Origin of the sequence: Mesorhizobium sp. ESP-6-4 (assembly GCF_020164735.1) — a bacterium.
Lineage (GTDB): Bacteria > Pseudomonadota > Alphaproteobacteria > Rhizobiales > Rhizobiaceae > Mesorhizobium.
This window is the reverse complement of record NZ_JAIUGS010000001.1, coordinates 542,362-565,149: the sequence shown is the minus strand read 5'-3', so window position 1 is coordinate 565,149 and position 22,788 is coordinate 542,362. Positions and strand designations below refer to the sequence as shown.

At 64.7% G+C, this 22,788-nt stretch carries 19 protein-coding genes; 1 reads left to right on the top strand and 18 read right to left on the bottom strand.

Annotation, left to right across the window (positions count from 1 at the left end; all coding sequences use genetic code 11):
• Nucleotides 1-4 precede the first annotated feature (4 nt).
• From LB523_RS02525 to mraZ, 18 genes are all read right to left on the bottom strand, one after another.
• A complete protein-coding gene (locus LB523_RS02525; RefSeq protein WP_224600789.1) occupies nt 5-874 on the bottom strand; it encodes an outer membrane protein assembly factor BamD in 870 nt (289 codons plus the stop codon).
• Between the two features lie 201 nt (nt 875-1,075).
• Nucleotides 1,076-2,023: a UDP-3-O-acyl-N-acetylglucosamine deacetylase gene (lpxC, locus tag LB523_RS02520; RefSeq protein WP_140839717.1), complete on the bottom strand. Its 948-nt coding sequence runs from the start codon at nt 2,021-2,023 to the stop codon at nt 1,076-1,078.
• Nucleotides 2,024-2,379: 356 nt separating this feature from the next.
• On the bottom strand, nt 2,380-4,041 hold the full coding sequence (ftsZ, locus tag LB523_RS02515; RefSeq protein WP_224544820.1) for a cell division protein FtsZ: 1,662 nt from the start codon (nt 4,039-4,041) through the stop codon (nt 2,380-2,382).
• A 67-nt stretch (nt 4,042-4,108) separates the two neighbouring features.
• A complete protein-coding gene (gene ftsA, locus LB523_RS02510) occupies nt 4,109-5,416 on the bottom strand; it encodes a cell division protein FtsA (RefSeq protein ID WP_224600788.1) in 1,308 nt (435 codons plus the stop codon).
• Complete coding sequence (locus LB523_RS02505) at nt 5,413-6,357, bottom strand: cell division protein FtsQ/DivIB (RefSeq protein WP_224600787.1); 945 nt, start codon at nt 6,355-6,357, stop codon at nt 5,413-5,415. Before LB523_RS02505 ends, ftsA begins: the two co-directional genes overlap by 4 nt.
• The gene (locus tag LB523_RS02500) at nt 6,345-7,271 is read right to left on the bottom strand and encodes a D-alanine--D-alanine ligase (protein ID WP_224600786.1); all 927 of its coding nucleotides are present in this window, start codon (nt 7,269-7,271) and stop codon (nt 6,345-6,347) included. Before LB523_RS02500 ends, LB523_RS02505 begins: the two co-directional genes overlap by 13 nt.
• A 311-nt stretch (nt 7,272-7,582) precedes the next feature.
• Entirely contained in the window at nt 7,583-8,548 is a 966-nt protein-coding gene (gene murB / locus LB523_RS02495) for a UDP-N-acetylmuramate dehydrogenase (RefSeq protein ID WP_095768996.1), read from the bottom strand.
• Nucleotides 8,545-9,951 carry a UDP-N-acetylmuramate--L-alanine ligase gene (murC, locus tag LB523_RS02490; protein ID WP_224600785.1) on the bottom strand — a complete coding sequence of 469 codons (1,407 nt, stop codon included), beginning with the start codon at nt 9,949-9,951 and terminating at the stop codon, nt 8,545-8,547. Before murC ends, murB begins: the two co-directional genes overlap by 4 nt.
• Complete coding sequence (gene murG / locus LB523_RS02485) at nt 9,948-11,072, bottom strand: undecaprenyldiphospho-muramoylpentapeptide beta-N-acetylglucosaminyltransferase (RefSeq protein ID WP_224600784.1); 1,125 nt, start codon at nt 11,070-11,072, stop codon at nt 9,948-9,950. The genes murC and murG overlap by 4 nt, the downstream gene beginning before the upstream one ends.
• 6 nt (nt 11,073-11,078) lie before the next feature.
• On the bottom strand, nt 11,079-12,230 hold the full coding sequence (gene ftsW / locus LB523_RS02480) for a putative lipid II flippase FtsW (RefSeq protein ID WP_224600783.1): 1,152 nt from the start codon (nt 12,228-12,230) through the stop codon (nt 11,079-11,081).
• Nucleotides 12,230-13,630, bottom strand: coding sequence for a UDP-N-acetylmuramoyl-L-alanine--D-glutamate ligase (gene murD / locus LB523_RS02475; RefSeq protein WP_224544827.1), 1,401 nt, complete (start codon nt 13,628-13,630; stop codon nt 12,230-12,232). Before murD ends, ftsW begins: the two co-directional genes overlap by 1 nt.
• 10 nt (nt 13,631-13,640) lie before the next feature.
• The gene (gene mraY / locus LB523_RS02470; protein ID WP_095768991.1) at nt 13,641-14,723 is read right to left on the bottom strand and encodes a phospho-N-acetylmuramoyl-pentapeptide-transferase; all 1,083 of its coding nucleotides are present in this window, start codon (nt 14,721-14,723) and stop codon (nt 13,641-13,643) included.
• 26 nt (nt 14,724-14,749) lie between these two features.
• Nucleotides 14,750-16,183, bottom strand: coding sequence for a UDP-N-acetylmuramoylalanyl-D-glutamyl-2,6-diaminopimelate--D-alanyl-D-alanine ligase (locus LB523_RS02465; RefSeq protein ID WP_224600782.1), 1,434 nt, complete (start codon nt 16,181-16,183; stop codon nt 14,750-14,752).
• Nucleotides 16,180-17,634, bottom strand: a complete 1,455-nt coding sequence (locus LB523_RS02460; RefSeq protein WP_224600781.1) for a UDP-N-acetylmuramoyl-L-alanyl-D-glutamate--2,6-diaminopimelate ligase — start codon at nt 17,632-17,634, stop codon at nt 16,180-16,182. The genes LB523_RS02465 and LB523_RS02460 overlap by 4 nt, the downstream gene beginning before the upstream one ends.
• A 54-nt stretch (nt 17,635-17,688) precedes the next feature.
• Entirely contained in the window at nt 17,689-19,410 is a 1,722-nt protein-coding gene (locus LB523_RS02455; protein WP_224600780.1) for a peptidoglycan D,D-transpeptidase FtsI family protein, read from the bottom strand.
• Nucleotides 19,407-19,802 (bottom strand): hypothetical protein, encoded by a 396-nt coding sequence (locus tag LB523_RS02450; protein WP_224600779.1) that lies wholly within the window; start codon nt 19,800-19,802, stop codon nt 19,407-19,409. The genes LB523_RS02455 and LB523_RS02450 overlap by 4 nt, the downstream gene beginning before the upstream one ends.
• Nucleotides 19,803-19,806: 4 nt before the next feature.
• The gene (gene rsmH, locus LB523_RS02445) at nt 19,807-20,823 is read right to left on the bottom strand and encodes a 16S rRNA (cytosine(1402)-N(4))-methyltransferase RsmH (protein ID WP_224600778.1); all 1,017 of its coding nucleotides are present in this window, start codon (nt 20,821-20,823) and stop codon (nt 19,807-19,809) included.
• Nucleotides 20,820-21,278 carry a division/cell wall cluster transcriptional repressor MraZ gene (gene mraZ, locus LB523_RS02440; RefSeq protein WP_140839693.1) on the bottom strand — a complete coding sequence of 153 codons (459 nt, stop codon included), beginning with the start codon at nt 21,276-21,278 and terminating at the stop codon, nt 20,820-20,822. The genes rsmH and mraZ overlap by 4 nt, the downstream gene beginning before the upstream one ends.
• A gap of 389 nt (nt 21,279-21,667) precedes the next feature.
• Between mraZ and LB523_RS02435 the strand changes: the two genes are divergently transcribed.
• The gene (locus LB523_RS02435; protein WP_224600777.1) at nt 21,668-22,783 is read left to right on the top strand and encodes a cystathionine gamma-lyase; all 1,116 of its coding nucleotides are present in this window, start codon (nt 21,668-21,670) and stop codon (nt 22,781-22,783) included.
• Nucleotides 22,784-22,788: the final 5 nt, after the last annotated feature.

Below are 22,788 nucleotides of genomic sequence, written 5' to 3'. Positions count from 1 at the left end.
AGCTTCAGGCGCCGGTGATCAGCTTCCCGGCCTTGGAAATCCACGATCCGGCATTTTCGCGGGGTTCAAGCCCGTTGCTCTGCAGGAGCTTGTAGGAATCCTTGTACCACGGGCTGTCCGGATAGTTGTGACCAAGCACCGCCGCGGCCGTCTGCGCTTCCGAGGTCAGGCCCATCGCATAGTAGGACTCGGTCAGGCGCGCGAGCGCCTCCTCGACATGGCGGGTGTTGGAATAGTTCTCGACCACGGTGCGGAAACGCTTCACGGCGGCGATGTATTCGCGGCGCTCCAGATAGTAGCGGCCGACCTGCATCTCCTTGCCGGCGAGTTGGTCGCTGGCGAAGCGGATCTTGTCCTTGGCGTCGCCGACATATTCGGAGTTCGGCCAGCGCGTCACCAGATCCTGCATGGTCTGGATGGTCTGGCGCGCTTCCTTCTGGTCCTGGGTGACGTCCTTGATCTGCCGATAGTAGGAGAGGCCGATGATGTACTGCGCGTAAGCCGCGTCGTCTGTCGAGGGATAGAGGGTCAGGTAGCGCTTGGCCGAACCGATCGCCTCGTCGTAATTGCCGGCGCGATAATCGGCGAAAGCGCCCATCACCATCGATTTGCGTGCGAATTCCGAATAGGGATGCTGGCGGTCGACCGCGTCGAACTTCTTGCTCGCCTCATCGAGGCGGCCGGCATTCATGTTGGCCAGGCCCTGGTTGTAGAGAACGTCGGCCGGCTCGGTCTGGTCGACATAGGTCGCCAGGTTGACATCCTTCTCGGAGGACATGCAGGCCGACAGCACGAGCGCGGGAGCAACCACCGACAGCCCCAGCAAAACACCCCGACGCGGCGCTACCGATTGACCAACTCGCGAAAAAAACATGTTTGGATTCCGCCCCTTCGGCGTCGTTTCGGTCCGGGCCGAAGCCATAAACCATTATCCCCTTGCCCGGCAACGCTATGTCCGGCCAATCGCACATTTTTGTGGCGGGCTGACGCTACGCCGGAGGTTCTGCAATTTCAGCGATTCGTGATGCAATCATGCAACACAAGCCGCCCTACCAAACCAGAAAACGGTTAAAAATCAGATCACCCAAGGTGCGTAGACCGGCCCGCTGACGGCGATCATCTCGGCGACGCGGCCACGCTCGCGACGTCTCGTCTCTACGATCTCGAAGGCCGTCCGGTCGGAAAGCAGCCGGCGCAATGCCGAGGCATTCATCCGGTGGCCGCCGCGATAGGAGCGGAAGCAGCCGATGAAGCGCGCGCCGGCCAGCGCCAGATCGCCCATCGCATCGAGCGTCTTGTGGCGGGCGAATTCGTTGGGATAGCGCAGCCCGCCGACATTGATGACGCGATTGTCGTCGCCGATGACAAGCGAGTTTTCGAGCGACGAGCCGAGCGCGTAGCCGGCGGCCCAAAGCCTCTCGACGTCCTTCATGAAGCCGAATGTGCGAGCGCGCGCGATGTCGCGGCGGAAGATGTCGGGATTGATGTCGGAGGCGAATTGCTGGCGGCCGATCGCCGGGCTCTCGAAATCGATCTCGACCTCGAACCGCGTGCCGTCATAGGGGCGGAACTCCGCCCAGGACGCGCCGGCTTCCACGCGCACCGGCTTGACGACACGGATGTAGCGACGCCTCACCGCCAGCGTCTCGATGCCGGCCTGGTCGATGGCCTCGACGAAGGCCATGGCGCTGCCGTCGAGAATGGGGACTTCCGAACCGTCGATCTCGATGATCAGGTTGTCTATGCCGAGACCGAACACCGTGGCCATCAGATGCTCGACGGTGCCGATATGATCGCCGGCCGGATCGCCAAGCATGGTGCAAAGATCGGTGGCGCCGACTTCCGCGACCAGGGCGCGGAGCTCCCGGGCTTCGCCGCCATTCGAAAGATGAAAGACGATGCCCGTATCGGCATCGGCCGGCAGGAAGTGAACGGTCACGGTTTTGCCGCTATGGACGCCGATCCCAGCCAGCGTCACGCGCGATTTCACTGTCGTCTGATAGTCGTGCAAGAGCAACCCCATACGCCCTGAATGCCTGCGTCCGCTCCATCGGCCTTGGGTATCTTGCAGCCAGACTGATGGTCTGACGCTCGTGCAAAGGCGGCAAAATAAGCAAGAGCATGCGGCTCTGTATAATCGGCAGGCAGGGCTACTCCCCGAATCCCGGCAAACCGACTTTAGTCCGTGGCGAAGATAATGGTCCGCCCTGGAGACTCCAAATCACGGTTTCTTACCCCGTGTAACCACGGAAACGCATCAGAAACAGCTCGTAAAGCCTTGTTTTAAATGTCTTTTGCAAAAGTAACAGGCAGACGATTTCTCGTCTGCCTGTTAACAACTGTTATATACCGTTAACGATTGGCGGTCCGCCGTATCGATCAGTTGGCCTGGCGGCGCAGGAAGGCCGGGATTTCCAGCTGGTCGTCTTCCTGGACCGTGCGGGCCTGCGGCGTCAGCCGGCCCTGGTCGTCGAGCTGGCCGCGGCGCGGCGCATAGAGCGCAGGATCCTGGCTGGCGAGACGGCGCATCTCGGGCGCGGCCTGACGCAGCTTCGGCTCGCGCGGCTGCGCCGGCTGGAGCCGGGCCGGCTCTTCCTCGCGGCGGGTAAGGCCGTTGGTCAGCCGCTTGATCAGCCCCATCGGACCGCTGTTCTCATGGTCCGCCGGCCGGCTCTTGGCTTCGACTTCAGCCCTTACCACCGGCGGAAAGTCTTCCACGCGCGGCATACGCTGCGGCGCCGCGGCCACCGGCTGCGGCATCTCGCGCTGCGGCGCGGGCTGCTGCATGACCTGCTGCGGCACCACCGGCTGCGGCTGCGGCTGCGCAGGCGGGGCTTGGAAGATCTTGCTCTGCGGCCGGAAGTCGTCCATCGGCACGGCGCGCGGGTGCGCCATGGCGGCGGCATTTGCCTCGGCAAGCTGGATCGCCTCCGCGACCGGATCGGCCGCGCGCGGCTCATAGGCCTGCGGCTGAACCGGAGCGGGGCGGATTTCGGCCACCGGAGCCGCCGCCGGGCGGGCGGCCGGTTTCTGCGGCGCGCGGATCGAGATCGGCGCAGCCGCGATTTCGGCCGCCGACTTGTCGATGCCGGTGGCGACGACCGACACGCGGATCACGCCTTCCAGCTCTTCGTCGAAGGTGGCGCCCAGGATGATGTTGGCGTCCTGGTCGACTTCCTCGCGGATGCGGGTCGCGGCCTCGTCCACCTCGAACAGGGTGAGATCGCGGCCGCCGGTGATCGAGATCAGCAGGCCCTTGGCGCCCTTCATCGAGGTCTCGTCGAGCAGCGGGTTGGCGATGGCGGCTTCAGCGGCGGCCATCGCGCGGCCCTCGCCCGAAGCTTCGCCCGTGCCCATCATCGCCTTGCCCATCTCGCGCATCACCGAGCGGACGTCGGCGAAGTCGAGATTGATCAGGCCTTCCTTGACCATCAGGTCGGTTATGCAGGCGACGCCCGAGTAGAGCACCTGGTCGGCCATTGCGAAGGCATCGGCGAAGGTGGTCTTGTCATTGGCCAGCCGGAACAGGTTCTGGTTGGGGATGACGATCAGCGTGTCGACGCATTTCTGCAGTTCCTCAATGCCCATGTCGGCCGTCTTCATGCGGCGCTGGCCCTCGAAATGGAACGGCTTGGTGACGACGCCGACGGTGAGGATGCCCTTCTCGCGCGCCGCGCGGGCAACGACCGGAGCGGCGCCCGTGCCGGTGCCGCCGCCCATGCCGGCGGTGACGAAGCACATATGGGTGTTGGAGAGATGATCGATGATCTCGTCGATGCACTCTTCCGCCGCCGCGCGGCCGACTTCCGGCTGCGAGCCGGCGCCGAGGCCTTCGGTGACATGCGCACCGAGCTGGATCAGCCGCTCGGCCTTGGACATCGTCAGCGCTTGCGCGTCGGTGTTGGCCACCACGAACTCGACGCCGCGCAGGCCGGCTGTGATCATGTTGTTCACGGCATTGCCGCCGCCGCCCCCGACACCGAACACGGTGATGCGTGGCTTGAGCTCGGTGATGTCCGGCTTCTGCAGATTGATGGTCATTGTCTCCGTCCTTTGCCTTTCCCGCCGCCTCGCCGCTGCGGCCGCCTGTGGGGCTGTCCCCGTCAAATTAAAAACTGTCTCTCAACCACCGACTCATGCGATGCAGTTTTCCGCCCGTTCCGGTCATCCTGAAACCGGAAAGTCCTTTCGCCGAATGGCTCTCGAAGCTCGCCATCTGCGGATAGATCATCAGTCCGACCGGGGTCGAGAACGCCGGTCCCTTGGCCGCCTCCGGCAGGCCTGCGACGCCGAGCGGCCGGCCGATGCGCACATTGCGCCCGAGAATGCGGCGCGCCGCTTCCGGCAGGCCGGCGAGCTGGCTTGCGCCGCCGGTGAGCACCACCCGCTTGCCGACGGCATTGCCGTAGCCGGACTTGTTCAGCCGGTCGCGCAGAAGCTCCAGCGTCTCGTCGATGCGGGCGCGGATGATGCGCGTCATTACCGAGCGCGGGATCTGCAGCGGCACATCGCCTTCCTCGCCGATCGGCTGGATTGAGACGAGGTCGCGGTCGTCGGCGCTGCCGGGCAGCGCCGAGCCATGCATCACCTTCAGCCGTTCCGCGGCATCGAGCGAGGTCGACAGGCCCTTGGCCATGTCGAGCGTCACATGGTTGCCGCCGATGGCGATCGCGTCGCCATGGACGAACTTGCCCTCCGAGAAGACCGAGATGGTCGTCGTGCCGCCGCCCATATCGATGCAGGCTGCGCCCATTTCGAGCTCGTCGTCGACCAGCGAGGCAAGCCCGCTGGCATAGGGCGTCGCCACCATGCGCTCGACCGACAGATGCGAGCGGTTGATGCAAAGCTCCAGATTTCGCATCGGCGCCGCGTCGCCCGTCAGCACATGCATGTCGACGCCAAGCGCATCGCCCATCATGCCGCGCGGGTCGCGCATGCCGCGCTCGCCGTCGAGCGAGAAACCGACGGGCAGCGAATGGATCACCTCGCGCTCCGCCCTGAGCGCCTGTTTGGCGCCGGCGGCGAGCACGCGCTTGATGTCGACTTCCTCGACCTGATGACCGCCGAGATTGATGGTCGCCGAGAAGGCTTCGCTCTTCAGCCGGCCAGCCGTCATGTTGACGATGAGGGAATCGACGGTGAGCCCGGCCATGCGCTCGGCCGCATCGACGGCAAGCCGGATGGCATGCTCGGCGCGATCGAGATCGACCACCACGCCGGACTTCACACCTTGCGATTTCTGGTGGCCGATGCCGATCACCTGGATGCGATGCGAACGTCCGCGCAGCAGCTTGCCGTCCTCGTTCGGCTTCAGCTTCGCCACGACGCAGCAGACCTTGCTGGAGCCGACATCGAGCACCGTGAGCGTGCCCGACCGGCGCGAAGAAGCGTCGCTGCCGCCGCCAAGCCAGCTCATATCTTTCTCTCCACCTTGCGCTTGGCCAGGGACTTCGGCTTGTCGCTGAGCGCTGCTTCGCGCTGTGTCGCCGCTTCCGGCGACAGCTCCACGACGAGCCGGTCGGAAAGCCGCATGTCGACGGCGGCGATGTCGCGGGTCAGCAATCCGTTGTCATGGTCGATCTTGACGAGCTCGGCGATCGCCTGGTCCTCGCCGTCTTCCGGCAGCTTGATCGTGATGCCGTTCTCAAGCCTCAGGTCCCAGCGCCGTTCGCCGACCCGAATGTAGCCTTTGACCCGCGCCGCAAGCTCGGGATAGCGCTCGATCTTAGCGAGGAAGGCCGGCGCCATGGCCGGCGCGCCGGTGCCGATGATCAGCGGCAGCAGCGCCTGCTTGCCGCCCGAGAACGGCGCGATCATCTCGCCCGATCGCTCGATGACCGAGACCGAGGTGCCCTGCTGCCAAAGCGCGAAGGGTTGGCGCTCCTCTATGCGCACTTCCAGCGTATGCGGGTAGATCTTGCGCACCGCGGCTCCCTCGACCCACGGCAGCGTCGCGATGCGCGCGCGCGCGGCCTCGGCGTCGAAGCCGATCAGCGAGGTCCAGCCGTCGAGGCCGAGCCGGTCCAGCACATCGATCTCGGAGGTCTGGCGGTTGCCGACCACCTTGATCTGGTCGACAGCAAAGCCGGTGCGCGCCGTGATGCCTTGCACGATGCTGTCGCCGTAGCCGCCGAGATAGGCGCCGTAGGCGCTGCTCGACGCGATCAGCGCGGCGGAAAGGATCGCCGCCGAAAAGCGCGGCGCCTCATACTCGCCGCCGCACAGGCGCGCCAGCACGCGCATCGGCCGGCGAAGCTGACGCGGCAAAACGAAACGGTCGAATGACAGCGACATACCGAACAGCGCGAGACCAGCCGCGCCGACGCCACTACCCTGCCCCAACCTCAACGCAGACACGAAGCGTCCTCCACCATCCAACTCAACAAATCGCCGAACGAATGTCCCGCTTGCGCGGCGATTTCAGGCACCAGAGACGTCGGCGTCATGCCCGGCTGAGTGTTGACCTCGAGCCAGACAACCTCGCCGTTTTCGGAGTGGCGATCGTCGTAACGGAAGTCCGATCGGGAGACGCCCCGGCAACCAATGGCAAGATGAGCCTTGAGGGCCAGTGTCTGTATTTTTTGGTAAATATTCGGTGAAATTTTAGCAGGGATTTCGTGTTTTGATCCGCCGGGAACGTATTTTGAATCGTAATCGTAGAAGGAATGCCCGGTCGGGATGATCTCGCAGACGCCGAGCGCCACGTCGCCCATCACCGCGCAGGTCAATTCGCGGCCATGAATGTAGCGCTCGACCATGACGATCTCGCCATATTGCCATTCCGTGGAGCCGATCACCTGCGGCGGATGCGACTGCCCCTCATGCACGATGACCACGCCGAAGCTCGACCCCTCATTGACCGGCTTGACCACATAAGGCGGCTTCATCGGATGCTTGTTCTGGACGGCGAAACGGTTGACCACCTTCGACTCCGCGACCGGAATGCCGGACGCCTTGGCGATTTTCTTGGCCTGCTCCTTGTTCATGGCCAAGGCCGAAGCGAGCACACCCGAATGGGTGTAGGGAATTGCGAGATATTCGAGAATTCCCTGGATGGTGCCGTCCTCGCCGAACGGACCGTGCAGCGCGTTAAAAGCGACATCAGGCTTGAGCTCGGCAAGCACAGACCCGACATCGCGCGAAACATCGATCCGGGTGACCTGATAGCCTTCATTCTCGAGCGCATCCGCACACGCCTTCCCCGAGGACAGAGACACGGGCCGCTCCGAGGAGAATCCACCCAGGAGGACAGCCACATGCTTCTTCTTCATCCCGTCATCCCCTCTCACGCCGGGCCTGCAACCGATATTCCCGCACCGCATTTCCAAACATTGAGTCCGAGCCCTCCGGCAGGTTGCCCCCCAGACGGAAAACGCGGCTTAACGCGTCGAACGACTCAAATCAGGAAACGCTTTAGGGCAGAGAATCAGAGAGTTGATTCGCTGGCAAGTACCTATGATTCCGAGAGATTCACTTTCCGCGAAAACAGCCGCAAAAAGTGAATTGTGAGTCTTTGAGGCAACGGTTCTACGGCTGTTTCAGGTCACTGGAAGTTCAAGCATCACATGAACTTAAGCCTAAGCTAAAGAAGCTGCCCGAGAAACTCCTGCACCGCATGGCCGGGCCTGAAATTGCCGAGGCGCTTGATCTCCCAGTGCAGCCGGATGCCCGAATTCTCGAGCACCCGCGCCCGCACCGTCTCGCCCAGATATTCGAGGTCGTAGCCGGTGGCCGTGCCGGTGTTGATCATGAAGTTGCAATGCATCGGCGACATCTGCGCGCCGCCGATCATCAGCCCGCGGCAGCCGGCCTTGTCGATCTCCTTCCACGCCGAGGTGCCTTCCGGATTCTGGAAGGTCGAGCCGCCGGTCTTCTCCCTGATCGGCTGCACCGTCTCGCGATGGTTCTGCACGGCATCCATTGCCGCCTTGATCGCCGCCTTGTCTTCCGCAAACCCTTCGAAAATGGCCGAGGTGAAGATCAGTCCTGCAGGCGCGGACGAATGGCGATAGGCATAGCCCATATCGGCATTGCTCAGCGTATGGAGATTGCCCCTGCGATCCAGGGCCCTCACCTCGACGACCCGCTCACGCGTCTCGACGCCGTTGGCGCCGGCATTCATCCTGAGCGCGCCGCCGACAGCGCCAGGAATGCCGTGATAGAAATGGAAGCCGCCAATGCCGGCTTCATACGCCACCGCCGCGAGGCGCTTGTCCGGCGTCGCCGCGCCGGCTTTGATCGTGGTCGGCCCGGTGGTCTCGGCCTCGCCGAAACCCTTGGCCGAGAGCCTGACGACAAAACCCGGAATGCCGCCGTCGCGCACCAGAAGGTTCGAGCCGACGCCGACCACCACGACCGGTATCTCTTCCGGCACCGCGCGCAGGAAGGCCGCGAGGTCCTCCTCGTCGGCCGGCTGGAACAGCGCCTCGGCGAGGCCGCCGGCCCGGAACCAGGTGATCTTGTCCATCTCGGCGTTCGGCGTGATACGGCCACGCAGGCCGGCAAGCTTGTCGCCGAGTTTATCGATCAGGTCCTGGCCGCGCATCATGACGGCGTCCCACCAAGTTCCTTGGGCAGCGCATAGGCCCATTGCGTGATGTTGCCGGCGCCGAGGAAGACGACGAAATCGCCGGGCTTGGCAAGCTCGCGAATGGCGGGCGCGATTGCTGCCTGACCATCGATATAGCGTGCGTCGCGGTGGCCGCCGGAGCGAATGCGCGACACCAACGCGTCGGAAGTCACGCCTTCGATGGGTTCCTCGCCGGCCGCGTAGACCGGCGCCACCATGACCGTGTCGGCGTCGTTGAAGCAGACCGAGAATTCCTCGAAGAGATCGTGCAGCCGGGTGAAGCGATGCGGCTGCGCGATGGCGATGACACGCCCCTTGGTCGCGCTGCGCGCGGCCTTCAGCACCGCCGCGATCTCGACCGGGTGGTGGCCGTAATCGTCGAACACCTCGACACCGTTCCACGAGCCGGTACGGGTGAAGCGCCGCTTGACGCCCGCGAAGGACGAAAGGCCCTTCTTGATCGCCTCGGCCGAGAGGCCAAGCTCATGCGCCACCGCGATCGCCGCCGTCGCGTTGGAGACGTTGTGCCGGCCGGGCATCGGCAGGCGCAGGTCATTTATCGACGTCGTGCCCCGCCCCTTGCGATCGCGGATGACGATATCGAATTCGGAGATCGCGCCCTGCATGCGGTGGTTGCTGAAGCGCACATCGGCCTGCGCGTTCTCGCCATAGGTGATGACGCGCCGATCCTCGATACGGCCGACCAGCGCCTGCACTTCCGGATGGTCGGTGCACATCACGCCGAAGCCGTAGAACGGCACGTTCTCGACAAACTGGCGGAAGGCCTCGCGCACCTTGTCGAAGCTGCCATAGTGGTCGAGATGCTCGGGATCGATGTTGGTGACGACGGCGATATCGGCCGGCAGCTTCAGGAAGGTGCCGTCGCTCTCATCGGCCTCGACCACCATCCACTCGCCGTCGCCCATGCGGGCATTGGTGCCGTAGGCGTTGATGATGCCGCCATTGATGACGGTCGGGTCGAGCCCGCCGGCCTCGAGCAGCGTCGCCACCATCGAGGTGGTCGTCGTCTTGCCATGCGTGCCGCCGATGGCGACCGCCTGGCGGAAACGCATCAGCTCGGCCAGCATCTCGGCGCGGCGGACAATGGGGAGCAACTTCTCCCGCGCGGCCTTGAGCTCCGGGTTGGATTTCTTGATCGCGGTCGAAACGACCACGACTTCGGCGTCGCCGAGATTCTCGGCCCTGTGGCCGACGAAGCATTCGATACCCTTGTCGCGCAGCCGCTGCACATTGGCGCCGTCGGCCTGGTCGGACCCCTGCACCTTGTAGCCGAGATTGTGCAGCACTTCGGCGATGCCGCTCATGCCGATGCCGCCAATGCCGACGAAATGCACAAGCCCGATCGTTTGCGGCATCTTCATACGCGCGTCCTCCTGTAGTCCGAAACCGTTTTGCCGGACGCAATAGCCTCTGTCAGATCGGCGAGCAACCGCGCCGCGTTCGGTTTCCCGGCCGAGCGGGCGGCGGCGGCCATGGTCGCCAGCCGGTTCGGGTCCTTGACCAGCCCGCCGACCAGCTCGGCGATGCGCGCCGCCGACAGCGTCGACTGCGGATGGAGCTCGGCTCCCCCGGCGGCGGCAAGGGCTGCCGCATTCGCCGCCTGATCGTGGTCGAGCGCATGCGGATAAGGCACCAGCAGCGCCGGCCGGCCGATGACGGCGATTTCCGAAACCGTCGAGGCGCCGGAGCGCGACATCACCAGATGCGCCGCCGCCATGCGCGCCGCCATGTCGGTGAAGAAGGGCGAGACCTGCATGTCGACTCCGAGATCGGCATAGGCGGCCTTCACCCGCGCCACATCCTCGGCGCGCGCCTGCTGGGTGATGACCAGCCGCTTGCGCAGGTCTTGCGGCAGCAGCGCGATCGCCGCCGGCACGGCATCGGAAAAGAACTGCGCGCCCTGACTGCCGCCGAACACCAGGAAGCGGAACGGTTCGCCCTCGTTCGACACCACGTAAGGCATTTTCGCCGCATCGAGGACCTGCGGCCTGACCGGATTGCCGGTGGTCACCGTCTTTGCGCCGTCAGCGCTGGCGCCCTCCGGCAGGAAACCGCCGGCAATTGCATCCACGCGGCCGGCAAGCGCCTTGTTGGCGCGGCCCATGACGGCGTTCTGCTCATGGATCAGCGTCGGCACTTTTCGCCTTGTCGCGGCATAGAGCGGCGGCAGCGTCGGATAGCCGCCGAAGCCGACGACAGCCTCCGGCTTGATCCTGGCGATTACACGGCCGGCCTCCCGCACGCCTTGCCAGATCTTCCAGAAGGCCGAGAGCATGGCGACCGGGTTCTTCGAACCCAGCGTGGCCGAGGGGATGGTGTGAATGTCGGCTGCCGGGAAATGGCGGGAATAGCGCTCGGCGCGATTGTCGGTGGCAAGATGCACCTTCCAGCCGCGCTCGATCAGCTCATGCGCCAGCGCCTCGGCCGGAAACAGATGTCCGCCCGTTCCGCCGGCCGCAAGCAGGATGACACCCTTCGCCATCCTGCCTCATTCCGCCGGCATTGCGCGCTGCGAAAGGGCGAAGCCCACCTGCTTGCGCTTTTCCGGACGCTTGCGGGTCAAGGCGAGAACCATGCCCATCGAGACGGCGATGGCGATCTGCGAGGAGCCGCCATAGGAGATGAAGGGCAGCGTCATACCCTTGGCCGGCATCAGCTGCAGGTTCACGCACATGTTGATGGCCGATTGCAGGCCGAAGACGGTGACGAGGCCGCCCACCGCATAGCGGGTGAAATCGTCCTGCTCCTTGAGCGCGATGCTCAGGCCGCGCAGCACGATGAAGGCGAAGATCGACATGATGAAGAAGCACATTATGAGGCCGAACTCCTCGCCGGCGACCGAGAAGACGAAGTCGGCGTGGCTGTCGGGGATGACCCGCTTCACCGTGCCCTCGCCCGGGCCGACGCCGAACCAGCCGCCATTGATCAGCGCCTCGCGGCCCATATCGACCTGGAAAGTGTCGCCTTCGCCGGTCATGAACTTGTCAATGCGCGCGGCGACGTGCGGAAACACCGTATAGGCCGCGAACACGCCGCCGACCCCGGCAGCCCCCAGCGCGACGATCCAGAACCAGGGCAGGCCGGCCATGAAGAACATCACGCCCCAGGTGCCCAGCACCAGCATGGTCTGGCCCAGATCGGGCTGAGCCACCAGAAGCGAGATGACCAGCGCCAGCAAAAGCATGGCGAACAGATTGCCGGGAATGTCTGGCTGGCGCCTGTGCTCCGCAAACAGCCAGGCGCAGATGACGACGAAGGCCGGTTTCAGGAACTCGGACGGCTGGATGGAAAGGCCGGCGAACGATACCCAGCGACGCGCCCCCTTCACCTCGACGCCGATGTAGAGCACCGCCACCATCAGCACCAGCATGATGCAGATCATCACCAGCGACATGCGCCTTATCTGCCGCGCCTCCAGGAAAGAGACTGCCAGCATCACGATAAGCGCCGGGATCGTGAAGATGATCTGGCGTGTGGCGAAGTGGAAGCTGTCGAGGCCGATGCGCTCGGCCACCGCCGGGCTTGCGGCGAAAGACAGCACGATGCCCAGTCCCATCAGCGACAGGAATGCCGCCAGGAACCAGCGATCGATCGTCCACCACCAGGTGGCGACAGGACTTTTGTCGAGACGGCTTTGCATCAACGTGGCCCTCCGATGGATTTCACCCCATCAATAGCAGTCGCAGCTTGCCTGAAGGCTTCGCCGCGAACTTCGAAATTCTTGAACTGGTCGAAACTGGCGCAAGCCGGCGAAAGCAGCACCACGGCCTCGCCGCCGGTGTCCTTTGCCGCGTCGTTGGCGGCATGCTCGACCGCCGCCGCCAGCGTTCCGGATATTTCGTAGGGTACCGCCTCGCCGAGCGTCGCCGAGAAGGCTGGCGCCGCCTCGCCGATCAGATAGGCCTTGGCGATGCGCGGGAAGAAGCCGCGCAGCGGCTCGATGCCGCCTTCCTTGGGCAGGCCGCCGGCGATCCAATAGACGCGGTTGAAACTCGACAGCGCGGGTGCGGCCGCATCGGCATTGGTCGCCTTGGAATCGTTGACGAACAGCACATGGTCCTTGCGGCCGACCTGCTCCATGCGATGCGCCAGCCCCGGGAAGCTCTCGAGGCCGGCCTGGATCTCGCCGAGATCGAGGCCGATCCTCAGGCACGCGGCGACGGCGGCCAGCGCGTTCTGCGCGTTGTGCTGGCCGCGCAGCGACCCGATGCCTTCGAGGAAGGCGACGCGGCTGTAGCGGCCGTGCACGGCTTCCATCAGATTGGTGCCGTCGGCGAAATAGCCGTCCGTCAAAGGCAGGCGCTTGGAAATGCGGATGACCTGCCGGCCGGCGCGCTCCAGTCGGTCGGCGATCTGGGCGCACCAGGAATCGTCGACGCCGACGATCGCGGTGTCGCTGCCGGCGACCAGCCTCTCCTTGATCGAGGCGTAATGCGCCATCGTGCCGTGCCGGTCGAGATGGTCTGGCGTAAGGTTGAGCAGGATGCCGGCGGTCGGATTGATGGAGGGCGCGAGATCGATCTGGTAGGACGAGCACTCGACCACATAGTGCCGCGTCGGCTCGGGCGGATCGAGCGTCATGACGGCACGACCGATATTGCCGCCCATCTGCGTGTCGCGGCCCGCCGACTTCAGGATATGCGCCGTCAGCGCCGTCGTCGTCGACTTGCCGTTGGTTCCGGTAATCGCGATGAAGGGTGCTGCCGGCGCGTGGCTGTTGCGTTCGCGGCAGAACAGCTCGATATCGCCGATCACCTCGACGCCGGCGCCGCGCGCCAGCTCCACCGTCCAATGCGGCTTCGGATGCGTCAGCGGCACCCCCGGCGACAGCACGAAGGCGGCGAAATGCGGCCAGTCGGCCGCGCGCAGATCTCCGGTCGTAATCCCCGCGGCCGCTGCCTTGGCGACGCTGTCTGGATTGTCGTCCCAGGCCAGCACCTCGGCGCCGCCTGCGATCAGCGCATGCGCGGTGGCGATCCCCGAGCCGCCAAGCCCGAAGAGCGAAATGCGTTTGCCTGAAAAGGAAGCAGCGGGGATCAAGCAGCGAGTCCTATCTGAGCTTGAGGGTGGACAGGCCGACCAGCGCCAGGATGACGGCAATGATCCAGAAGCGTATCACCACCTGGCTTTCGGTCCAGCCGAGCTTTTCGAAATGGTGATGGATCGGCGCCATCAGGAAGACGCGCTTGCCGGTCATCTTGAAATAGCCGACCTGGATGATGACCGACAGGATCTCGACCACGAACAGGCCGCCGACGATCACCAGCACGATCTCGTGCTTGGTAGCGACCGCGATGGTGCCGATCAGCCCGCCCATCGCCAGCGACCCGGTGTCGCCCATGAAGATCGCGGCCGGCGGCGCGTTGAACCAAAGGAAGCCGAGGCCCGCGCCAATCACCGCGCCGAGCACGACGGCGAGCTCACCGGTGCCGGGAACGAAATGGATCTGCAGATATTCGGCGAACACCGCGTTGCCCGAAAGATAGGCGATGACGCCGAAGGACGCCGCCGCGATCATGATCGGCACGATCGCCAGGCCGTCGAGGCCGTCGGTCAGGTTCACCGCATTGCCGGCGCCAACGATGACGAAGCAGGAGAACGGCACGAAGAACCAGCCGAGGTTGATCAGGAATTCCTTGGCGAAGGGAAAGGTCAGCGACGACGAGAACGGCGCCTGGCCGTTATGCATGATCACCCAGGCCGCGATGGCGGCGATGACGAACTCGATCGCCAGGCGAGCCTTGCCGGAGAAGCCCAGATGCGACTGCTTGGTGACCTTGAGATAGTCGTCGTAGAAGCCGATCGAGCCGAAGCCGACGGTGACCAGCAACACGACCCAGACATAGATGCTGGACAGGTTTGCCCATAAGAGCGACGAACCGATGATGCCGGACAGGATCATCAGCCCGCCCATGGTCGGCGTTCCAGCCTTCTTGAAATGCGTCTGCGGGCCGTCGGCGCGGATCGGCTGGCCCTTGCCTTGCCGCAGGCGCAGCGAATTGATGATCGTCGGCCCAAAGATGAAGACGATCAGCGCAGACGTGATCAGCGCGCCACCTGTACGAAAAGTGATGTAGCGGAAGACGTTGAAGAACGAGATCTTGTCCGCGAAATCGACGAGCAGTGTGAACATGGTCCTTCCGTCCCCCGGAGCCCGACCTAGGCCGGCTTAATGTTTGTGGCTTCCGCCGGAAATTTGCCGAGCAATGCCTCGACCAGCTTTGAAAACCCGATGCCCTTCGACGACTTGACCATCACCACGTCGCCGGGCCTGAGCGCGGCGATCACGATCGGCTTCAGTTCTTCCGCTCCCGATCGATACTCGGTTGCAATGTCTGACGGCAGGGCCTCGGCCAGCGCCTGCATTTCCGGCCCGCCGAGAAAGACGTTGCGCGTGCCCGTGCCGACGATCAGCTTGGCAAGCGCTGCGTGGAGATCTGCCGAATGGCTGCCGAGCTCCAGCATGTCGCCGAGCACGGCGATGCGCCGGCCCTCGCCCGCGACCGGCGTGGCGTTGAGCAGCGCCATTGCCGCCGCCATCGACGCCGGATTGGCGTTGTAGCTCTCGTCGATCAGCGTGATCGGCCCGTTGGGATGATGCAGGATATGGCGCCGGCCCCGCCCGCGCTCGGCCGAAAGATCTGCCAGTGCCGCCGCGACCTTGTCGAGGTCGGCGCCGACCAGCTGCGCGGCGCCTAGCACCGCCAGCACGTTCTGCACGATATGGCGGCCGGGCGCCCCGACACGAGCCGTCAGGTCTTTCTTGCCGATCTTGACGGCGATGTCGGAATGGTCGGCATGAAGCTGGCAGCCGACAAGGCGGAACGCCGAGCGGACATTTTCGCCGAAGCCGAAGACATGCTCGACGCCCGCCTCTTTCGCCATTTTGCCGAGCAGCTTCCAGCGTGGATCGTCACGGTTGAGCAGCGCGGCGCCACCCGGCTCGATTCCCTCGAAAATCTCGGCCTTGGCCATGGCGATCTCGTCGAGATTCTTAAAGAAGCCAAGATGAGCGGCGGCGATTATGGTCACGATGGCGACATGCGGCCTGACCATCTTGACCAGCGGCCGGATCTCGCCCGGATGGTTCATGCCGATCTCGAAGACGGCATGGTCGCAGTCCTGCGGCATGCGCGCCAGCGTCAGCGGCACGCCCCAATGGTTGTTGAACGACTGCGCCGAAGCATGCACCTTGCCGACCGCCGACAGCACATGGCGCAGCGCTTCCTTGGTGGTTGTCTTTCCGGCCGAGCCGGTGACCGCGATGATCCTGGCCTTCGAACGAGCCCGCGCCGCCACGCCGAGCTTCTCGAGGGCCGCGAGCACGTCCTGCACGACTATCATCGGCGCCGTCAGCCGGCCAAGCGAAGGCAACTTGCCCTCGGCGACGACCAGCACCGCCGCTCCGGCTTTGACCGCCGCTGTCGCGAAATCATGGCCGTCCATCGCTTCGCCCTTGATGGCGAAGAAGGCGTTTCCCGGTTCCAGGCTGCGGCTGTCGATCGAAATGCCGGTGATGCCCTCCGGCAGCAAGCCGATCGGCCTGCCGCCCATGGCTTCGACGAGCGCTTCCGACGTCCACAGCAGGTTCATGCGGCACGCTCCTTGAGCGCCTCACGCACTTCCTCATGGTCGGAGAAGTGAAAGGTTTCGGTGCCGACGGTCTGGCCTTCCTCATGTCCCTTGCCGGCGACGATGAGCGTGTCGCCGGCGCGAAGCATCGCCACCGCCTCGTGGATCGCCTTGCGGCGGTCGCCGATCTCGATGGCGCCGGGTGCCGCGGCGAGGATCGCGGCGCGGATGGTTTCCGGCACTTCCGTGCGCGGGTTGTCGTCGGTGACGATGACGACATCGGCGAGCCGGGTCGCGATCTCGCCCATGATCGGCCTTTTTCCCCGGTCGCGGTCGCCACCGCAGCCGAACACCACGACGACGCGCCCCGTGGTGAAAGGCCGGACCGAGGTCAGCACATTCTCCAGCGCATCGGGCTTGTGGGCGTAGTCGACATAAACGGGAGCGCCGGCCGCGGTGGCGCCGACGAGGTCGAGCCGGCCCGGCGCACCCTTCAATTTCTCCAATGCCGCCAAGGCCTTGCCCGCGGGTGTTCCAGTCGCGATAGCAAGCCCGGCCGAGACCAGCGCATTGGCGATCTGGAAATCGCCGGCCAAAGGCAGGTCGATCTCGTGCAGCACCCCGTCGGCCACGATTTCGGCGCGCTGGCGATGCCGCTCATGCTCGACCCGCTTCAGCGTCAGGAAATCGCCATGGCGGCCGACGGTCAGCACTTCCAGCCCCGCCGCTTTCGCGGCTTTGATGGTCGGCTCCGACCACGGATCGTCGGCAAAGACGATGGCGGGCGCGCCCTTCGGCAGCAGCGTGTCGAACAGGCGCAGCTTGGCGCGGTGATAATCCTCGACCGTGGGATGATAATCCATGTGGTCGCGGCCGAGATTGGTGAAAGCGCCGGCCGCCAGCTTCACCCCGTCGAGGCGGCGCTGATCGAGGCCGTGGCTCGAAGCTTCCATCGAGGCGTGGGTGACGCCCGCATCCGCCAGCTCCTTGAGCAATCGGTGCAACGCGACCGGGTCGGGCGTCGTCAGCGAGCCATATTCGTTGCGGCCCGGCGCTACGACGCCGGTCGTGCCGATCGAGGCGGCGGCAAAACCCGCCTGCTCCCAGATCTGGCGGGTGAAGGCGGCGACGGATGTCTTGCCGGCGGTGCCGGTGACGGCGACCATGGTCTGCGGCTGGCGTCTGAAGAAGCGCGCCGCGCTGAGCGCCAGCGCCAGGCGCGGATCATCGACGGCAAGGACCGGGATCGACAGGCTGGAGACGCTCGCGCCCTTGCCGGTGACGATCGCAGCCGCGCCGCGGGCCGCGGCATCGGCGGCATAGGTCGAGCCGTCGGCCTTGCTGCCGGCAAGCGCGAAGAAGACGACGCCGGTCTTGACCGCGCGGGAATCGGAGGAAAGTCCGGTCACCTCCAGATCGGGGGAAGCTGTTCCCTCGACAGGCAGGATGCCGGCTAGATCTTTTAGATGCATTGAGTCCCGTTCACCGCAACAAAATAGCGCGCAGTTGCCGGCGCGCCCCAAGAATCACTGATAGGAAACCAGCGTTGCACCATTTTCATGGCTGAAATCTGGCTTCACGCCAAGCATGGCGGCCGCGCGTCTGATGATGTTGCCGGCCATGACCCCCGCATTGTTGGCGGCGACGTCGGTCATCCCGGGCTTTTCAGGATGCGGGGCGTCGGCGATCGTGAACACCAGATATTGCGGATCGTCCATCGGGAAGGCGGCGACGAAAGTGTTGAAATTCAAGTCCTTGGAGTAGCGGCCGTTGATGACTTTCTCAGCCGTTCCGGTCTTGCCGCCAACGCGATAGCCGGGAACCCGGGCGTTTCTGGCCGAACCCTTCTCGGCGTTGAGCGTATAGAGATAGCGCATGCCTTCGACCGTCTTGTCGCTGACCACTTTCTTGGCCACCGCCATTGCCTCCTGCTCGCTACGCACCAGGAATGTCGGCTCGATCAGATAGCCCTGCATCAGCGCCGCGCAGCCGACGGCGGCCTGCAGCGGCGTCGTCGACACGCCGTGGCCGAAGGCGATGGTGAACGAGTTGACCTGTTTCCAGACCTTAGGTTCGGTCGGGCGGGCGACTTCCGGCAGTTCGGTCTGCATCCGGTCCAGAATGCCGAGGCGGTGCAGGAATTCGCGATGTCCTTCGATGCCGACCAGCTCGGCCTCCCTGGCCGACCCGATGTTGGACGAAAAGAGGAACACCTCAGGCAGCGACAGCACGCGGTTCTTGCCGTGGAAATCGTGGATGGCCTGATGGCCGACCCGGATCGGATGCGACGCGTCGAAGCGGCTGTTCATTGTGGCCTTGCCGGAATCCAGCGCCATGGCCGAGGTGAAGCTCTTGAAGGTCGAGCCCATCTCGTAGAGCCCGGCCGACATGCGGTTCAGCCGGTCTTTCTCTTGGGCGTTGTAAGGATTGTTCGGGTCGAAATCCGGCACGGAGGCCATGGCGATCACTTCGCCGGTCTTGATGTTCAGCACGACGGCGCCGGCGCCGATGGCGCGATAGCGCTCCAGGCCGGCGGCGATCTCGTCGCGCACCACATGCTGGACGCGCAGATCGATCGAAAGCTTGACCGGCTTGAGATCCTTGGCCACGGCGAGCCCCGACGCCTGCAGGTCGCTCAGCCCCTGCTCGTCGATATACTTCTCCATGCCGGAGATGCCCTGGTTGTCGATGTTGGTGAGGCCGACGATATAGGACGAGGTCTCGCCGCTCGGATAGAAGCGGCGCTTTTCGGTGCGGAAGCCGAGGCCGGGAACGCCCAGCGCCAGGATGTCGGCCTGCTGCTTCGGCGTCAGCTGGCGCTGCAACCAGACGAAGCCGGCGCCGCTCTTGAGCTTGCGATAGGTCTGCTCGTAGTCGATCTCCGGCAGCACGGTCGACAATCTCTCGATCGCTTCGTCGGCGTCTACAATGCGGCGCGGCTCGGCAAACAGCGACGCCGTCTTGATGTCGGTCGCCAGCACCTCGCCATTGCGGTCGACGATATCCGGACGTGATGCAGTGACGCGGTTCTCCGGGCCGCCCGAAAGATCGGGATTCTGCAGCCCGAGATAGACGAGCCGGCCGGCAATGGTTGAATAGATGGTGAAGAACACCGCCATGGTCATGACGATGCGCGTCTTGGCCTTGCCGCCAGTCGCCTTGCGGGCGGCGTCGACGACGATCGAGCCGTCCTCAGCCTGCTTCTTCCGGCGCGTCAGCAGGCCGCCGATCCTTGGAAGGCCGATCATTGAACGGTGCTCCCGGTGACCACCGGATCCTTGCCGTCCGAGGGCTCCTTGCCCGAATTGTCGGCCATGCCGCCAAGCTGCTGCGAGGAGAGGTCCTCGATGTTCACGGGTTTCACGGGAATGTCGTCGAGCCCGCCGATCTGGTGCGCGTTGACCGGTTCGAGCCCGAGCTGGCTCTTATAGACGTCGGCAAGCTTCTGCAGTCGCGACGGCTGAGTGAGCAGGCTCCAGTCCGCCTTGAGGAGATCGATCGTCTCTTCCTCGTAGTGGATCTGCGCCTGGATCTTCTGCACCGCCGCCTGTTGCTCTTCGGCTTCGCGCTTCGTTTTGTAGGTCAGCGCCGCGGCCGAGACCATGACGGCGATCAGGACTATGTCGCTGGTACGAAACACGTGCTCACCTCTCCCCCGGCCGCTCGACGGCGGGAAGCTTTGGAAGGCCGAAAATCGAAAAATCGCCGGCGCGCGCCGGCGCCTCGGTGCGGATCGCGGCGCGCAGCCTGGCCGAGCGCGCCCGCGGGTTGGTGTCCAGCTCGGCCTCTCCCGCCGTCACGCCGCCCCCGGCTTTGCGGAAGGTGGCAACGCGCACGGGCGCGTCAGGCATGTGCCGCGAGCCGCTGGCCGCCTCGGAGCGGTCGGCGATGAAGCGCTTGACGATGCGATCTTCCAGCGAATGGAACGTCACCACGGCTAGCCGTCCGCCGGGTTTCAGCGCCCGCTCGGCAGCCAGCAGCGCCCTTGCGAGCTCGCCAAGCTCGTCATTGACGAATATGCGCAGCGCCTGGAAGACACGCGTGGCCGGATGGATCTTGTCCTTCGGCCCGCGTCCGATATGGGTTTCGATGGCGTCGGCGAGATCGAGCGTGCGTTCGAAGGGCTTCTTCTCGCGACGGCTCTCGATCATGCGCGCGATGCGGCCGGCATGGCGCTCCTCGCCGAGAAAGCCGAAGATGCGGGCAAGGTCGCCCGCCTTGAAGGTGTTGACGACGTCGGCGGCGGAGAGACCCGCCTGCGCCATGCGCATGTCGAGCGGCCCGTCGGCGCGAAAGGAAAAGCCCCGCTCCGCCTGGTCGAGTTGCATCGAGGAAACACCGATGTCGAGCACCACGCCGTCGGCGCCCTCGACATGCTCGTCCAGCGTCGAGAATGGCGCCCGGACGAGCCTCAGCTTCCCGCCGGCCTGTCGTTCGAGCGCCCTGCCCGCCGCGATCGCGTCCGGGTCGCGGTCGATGGCGACGACGGAGGCGCCGCGCTCGAGGATAGCGCTGGTGTAGCCGCCGGCGCCGAATGTCCCGTCGACGATCGTCTCGCCGGCCTTCGGCGCAAGCGCGTCGATCACCTCGGCAAGGAGGACCGGAATGTGACGGGCCGGTCCGCCAACGGCGTGAGGGTCATCGCCGTGGCCAGCCATCATTCCGATCGCTCCCCGGGCTTCGTCCCCTGCCGAAGCTGCAAAAGCCTGGCCCGCGCCTGCGCCCCATAGGCGGCAAGCCGTCCGGGCTCCCAGACTTGAAAGAAATTGCCGCGGCCGACAAAGGCCACCTCGTTCGAGATGCCCGTATGCTCGCGGATGAAATCGGTCATGGTGATGCGGCCGTCCTGGTCGAGCTTCAGAAATGTCCCGTCGCCATGGCAAAAGAACGACATGTCGTCCGCCGTCTGCAGAAAGGGATCCTCCAGCGCGATCCGCTGCTCGTAACGGTCGAGCAGGTCGAGCCCGCCGACATCCATGGCCGGCAGATCCAGACAGCGTAGCGCGTAGAGTTCCGAATAGCCGCGTTTTTGCACCACGGCGCGAAAATGCGCCGGAACGGACACCCGCCCCTTCGCATCGATCTTGCTCACCGTGTTTGACAGAAACCGGTCCAATAAACGCTACAGCCGCTGTTGCCGCTGCACCCCTCATGTTGTTCTCCGCGCCCCTGCCGCATTTGCGGCAAATCGCTTCATTCACCGGGGCGAAAACCGACAAACGCGCAGCCGCCGCGGCTGCCCGATGGGCGTACGCTTCACCCTGACGCGGAACGAAAGCTTGATCTGAATGGGATATCATGGGGCACTATGGGCGTCAACGGGAACAGGCATCACAAACAAACGCGCCACAACCAGAAAGCGCAGGCTGAAGACACGTCTCGTCTTTATCGTCCATTAAGCCTAACGAAGCGTTTAGAGCCCTCTGGCCTAAAAAGACCCAGCTTGCCGCGCACAGCCGGCGCGCATAGCGTCGGTTGAAGTTTTCTGCCCAAAGGATCAAGCCGATGTCCGACACTGCGAAGTCACGCGCCGCGACACTTGCCCATTTGCGCAGCGCCGATTTCGCCAAGGGTGATCCCATTCCCTTGCCGCTGACCATGGCCTCGATCTTCCACGCACCGGGCGATGCGACGGGTTTCGATCAATATGGCCGCTTCAGCAACCCGACCTGGCATGCAGTCGAGCACGCGCTCGGCCATCTGGAAGAGGCGCAATGCATTATTTTTCCGTCGGGCATGGCCGCGATTTCCGCGGCTTTGTTCGCGCTCGTCAAATCGGGCGACCGCATCCTCTTGCCGTCGGACGGCTATCACACGACACGGGCCTTGGCCGAACGTTTTCTGAAACCGCTCGGCGTCGCTTATGACGTGAGGCCGACGGAAAGCATGCTCGATGGCGGCTTCGCCGGCTACCGGGCGGTTTTCGTTGAAAGTCCGTCGAACCCGCGACTGGACATTTGCGACATCGCCGCCGTCGCCAGGGCAGTCCATGCGCAAGGCGGAACCCTGATCGTCGACAACACGACGATGACGCCCTTCGGCCAGCGCCCGCTCGATCTTGGCGCCGACATCGTGGTCTCGGCCGACACCAAGGCGATCAATGGCCATTCGGACGTTCTCTTTGGCCATGTCGCCAGCCGCGATCCCGACATTGTCGCCAGGGTGAAGGATTGGCGCGAGACGGCCGGCGGCATCCCCGGTCCGTTCGAAGCATGGCTGGTGCATCGCGGCCTCGAAACGCTGGAAGTGCGCTTCGATCGCATGTGTTCGTCGGCTGAAACCATCGCGCAGCGGCTGAAGGGTCATCGCGCCGTCAGCGGCCTGCGCTTTCCCGGGCTCGAGGGCGATGCCTCGCACAATCTGGCGCGCGCTCAGATGGAGCGCTTCGGCTTCCTGATTTCGTTCGAGCTGGCCTCCGAAGAACAGGCAGAGGCGTTCATCGACGGCTGCGCGCTGATCGAATCGGCAACGTCCTTCGGCGGCGTGCACACATCGGCCGAGCGGCGCTCGAAACGCGGCGACGCCGTTCCGCCGGGCTTCGTTCGCCTGGCCATCGGTTGCGAGCCGGTCGAGGAACTCTGGCAGGCGATCGAGGCGTCGCTGGACAAGCTCGGCGCCTAGTCCCG

Coding starts and splice junctions, on each gene's coding strand:
- ftsZ (WP_224544820.1), bottom strand. CDS start 4,041: ATGACCATCAATCTGCAGAAGCCGGACATCACCGAGCTCAAGCCACGC.
- mraY (WP_095768991.1), bottom strand. CDS start 14,723: ATGTTCACACTGCTCGTCGATTTCGCGGACAAGATCTCGTTCTTCAAC.
- LB523_RS02460 (WP_224600781.1), bottom strand. CDS start 17,634: ATGCATCTAAAAGATCTAGCCGGCATCCTGCCTGTCGAGGGAACAGCT.
- LB523_RS02465 (WP_224600782.1), bottom strand. CDS start 16,183: ATGAACCTGCTGTGGACGTCGGAAGCGCTCGTCGAAGCCATGGGCGGC.
- rsmH (WP_224600778.1), bottom strand. CDS start 20,823: ATGATGGCTGGCCACGGCGATGACCCTCACGCCGTTGGCGGACCGGCC.
- LB523_RS02525 (WP_224600789.1), bottom strand. CDS start 874: ATGTTTTTTTCGCGAGTTGGTCAATCGGTAGCGCCGCGTCGGGGTGTT.
- LB523_RS02500 (WP_224600786.1), bottom strand. CDS start 7,271: ATGAAGAAGAAGCATGTGGCTGTCCTCCTGGGTGGATTCTCCTCGGAG.
- murB (WP_095768996.1), bottom strand. CDS start 8,548: ATGATGCGCGGCCAGGACCTGATCGATAAACTCGGCGACAAGCTTGCC.
- murC (WP_224600785.1), bottom strand. CDS start 9,951: ATGAAGATGCCGCAAACGATCGGGCTTGTGCATTTCGTCGGCATTGGC.
- LB523_RS02435 (WP_224600777.1), top strand. CDS start 21,668: ATGTCCGACACTGCGAAGTCACGCGCCGCGACACTTGCCCATTTGCGC.
- ftsW (WP_224600783.1), bottom strand. CDS start 12,230: ATGCAAAGCCGTCTCGACAAAAGTCCTGTCGCCACCTGGTGGTGGACG.
- murG (WP_224600784.1), bottom strand. CDS start 11,072: ATGGCGAAGGGTGTCATCCTGCTTGCGGCCGGCGGAACGGGCGGACAT.
- ftsA (WP_224600788.1), bottom strand. CDS start 5,416: ATGAGCTGGCTTGGCGGCGGCAGCGACGCTTCTTCGCGCCGGTCGGGC.
- lpxC (WP_140839717.1), bottom strand. CDS start 2,023: ATGGGGTTGCTCTTGCACGACTATCAGACGACAGTGAAATCGCGCGTG.
- LB523_RS02455 (WP_224600780.1), bottom strand. CDS start 19,410: ATGATCGGCCTTCCAAGGATCGGCGGCCTGCTGACGCGCCGGAAGAAG.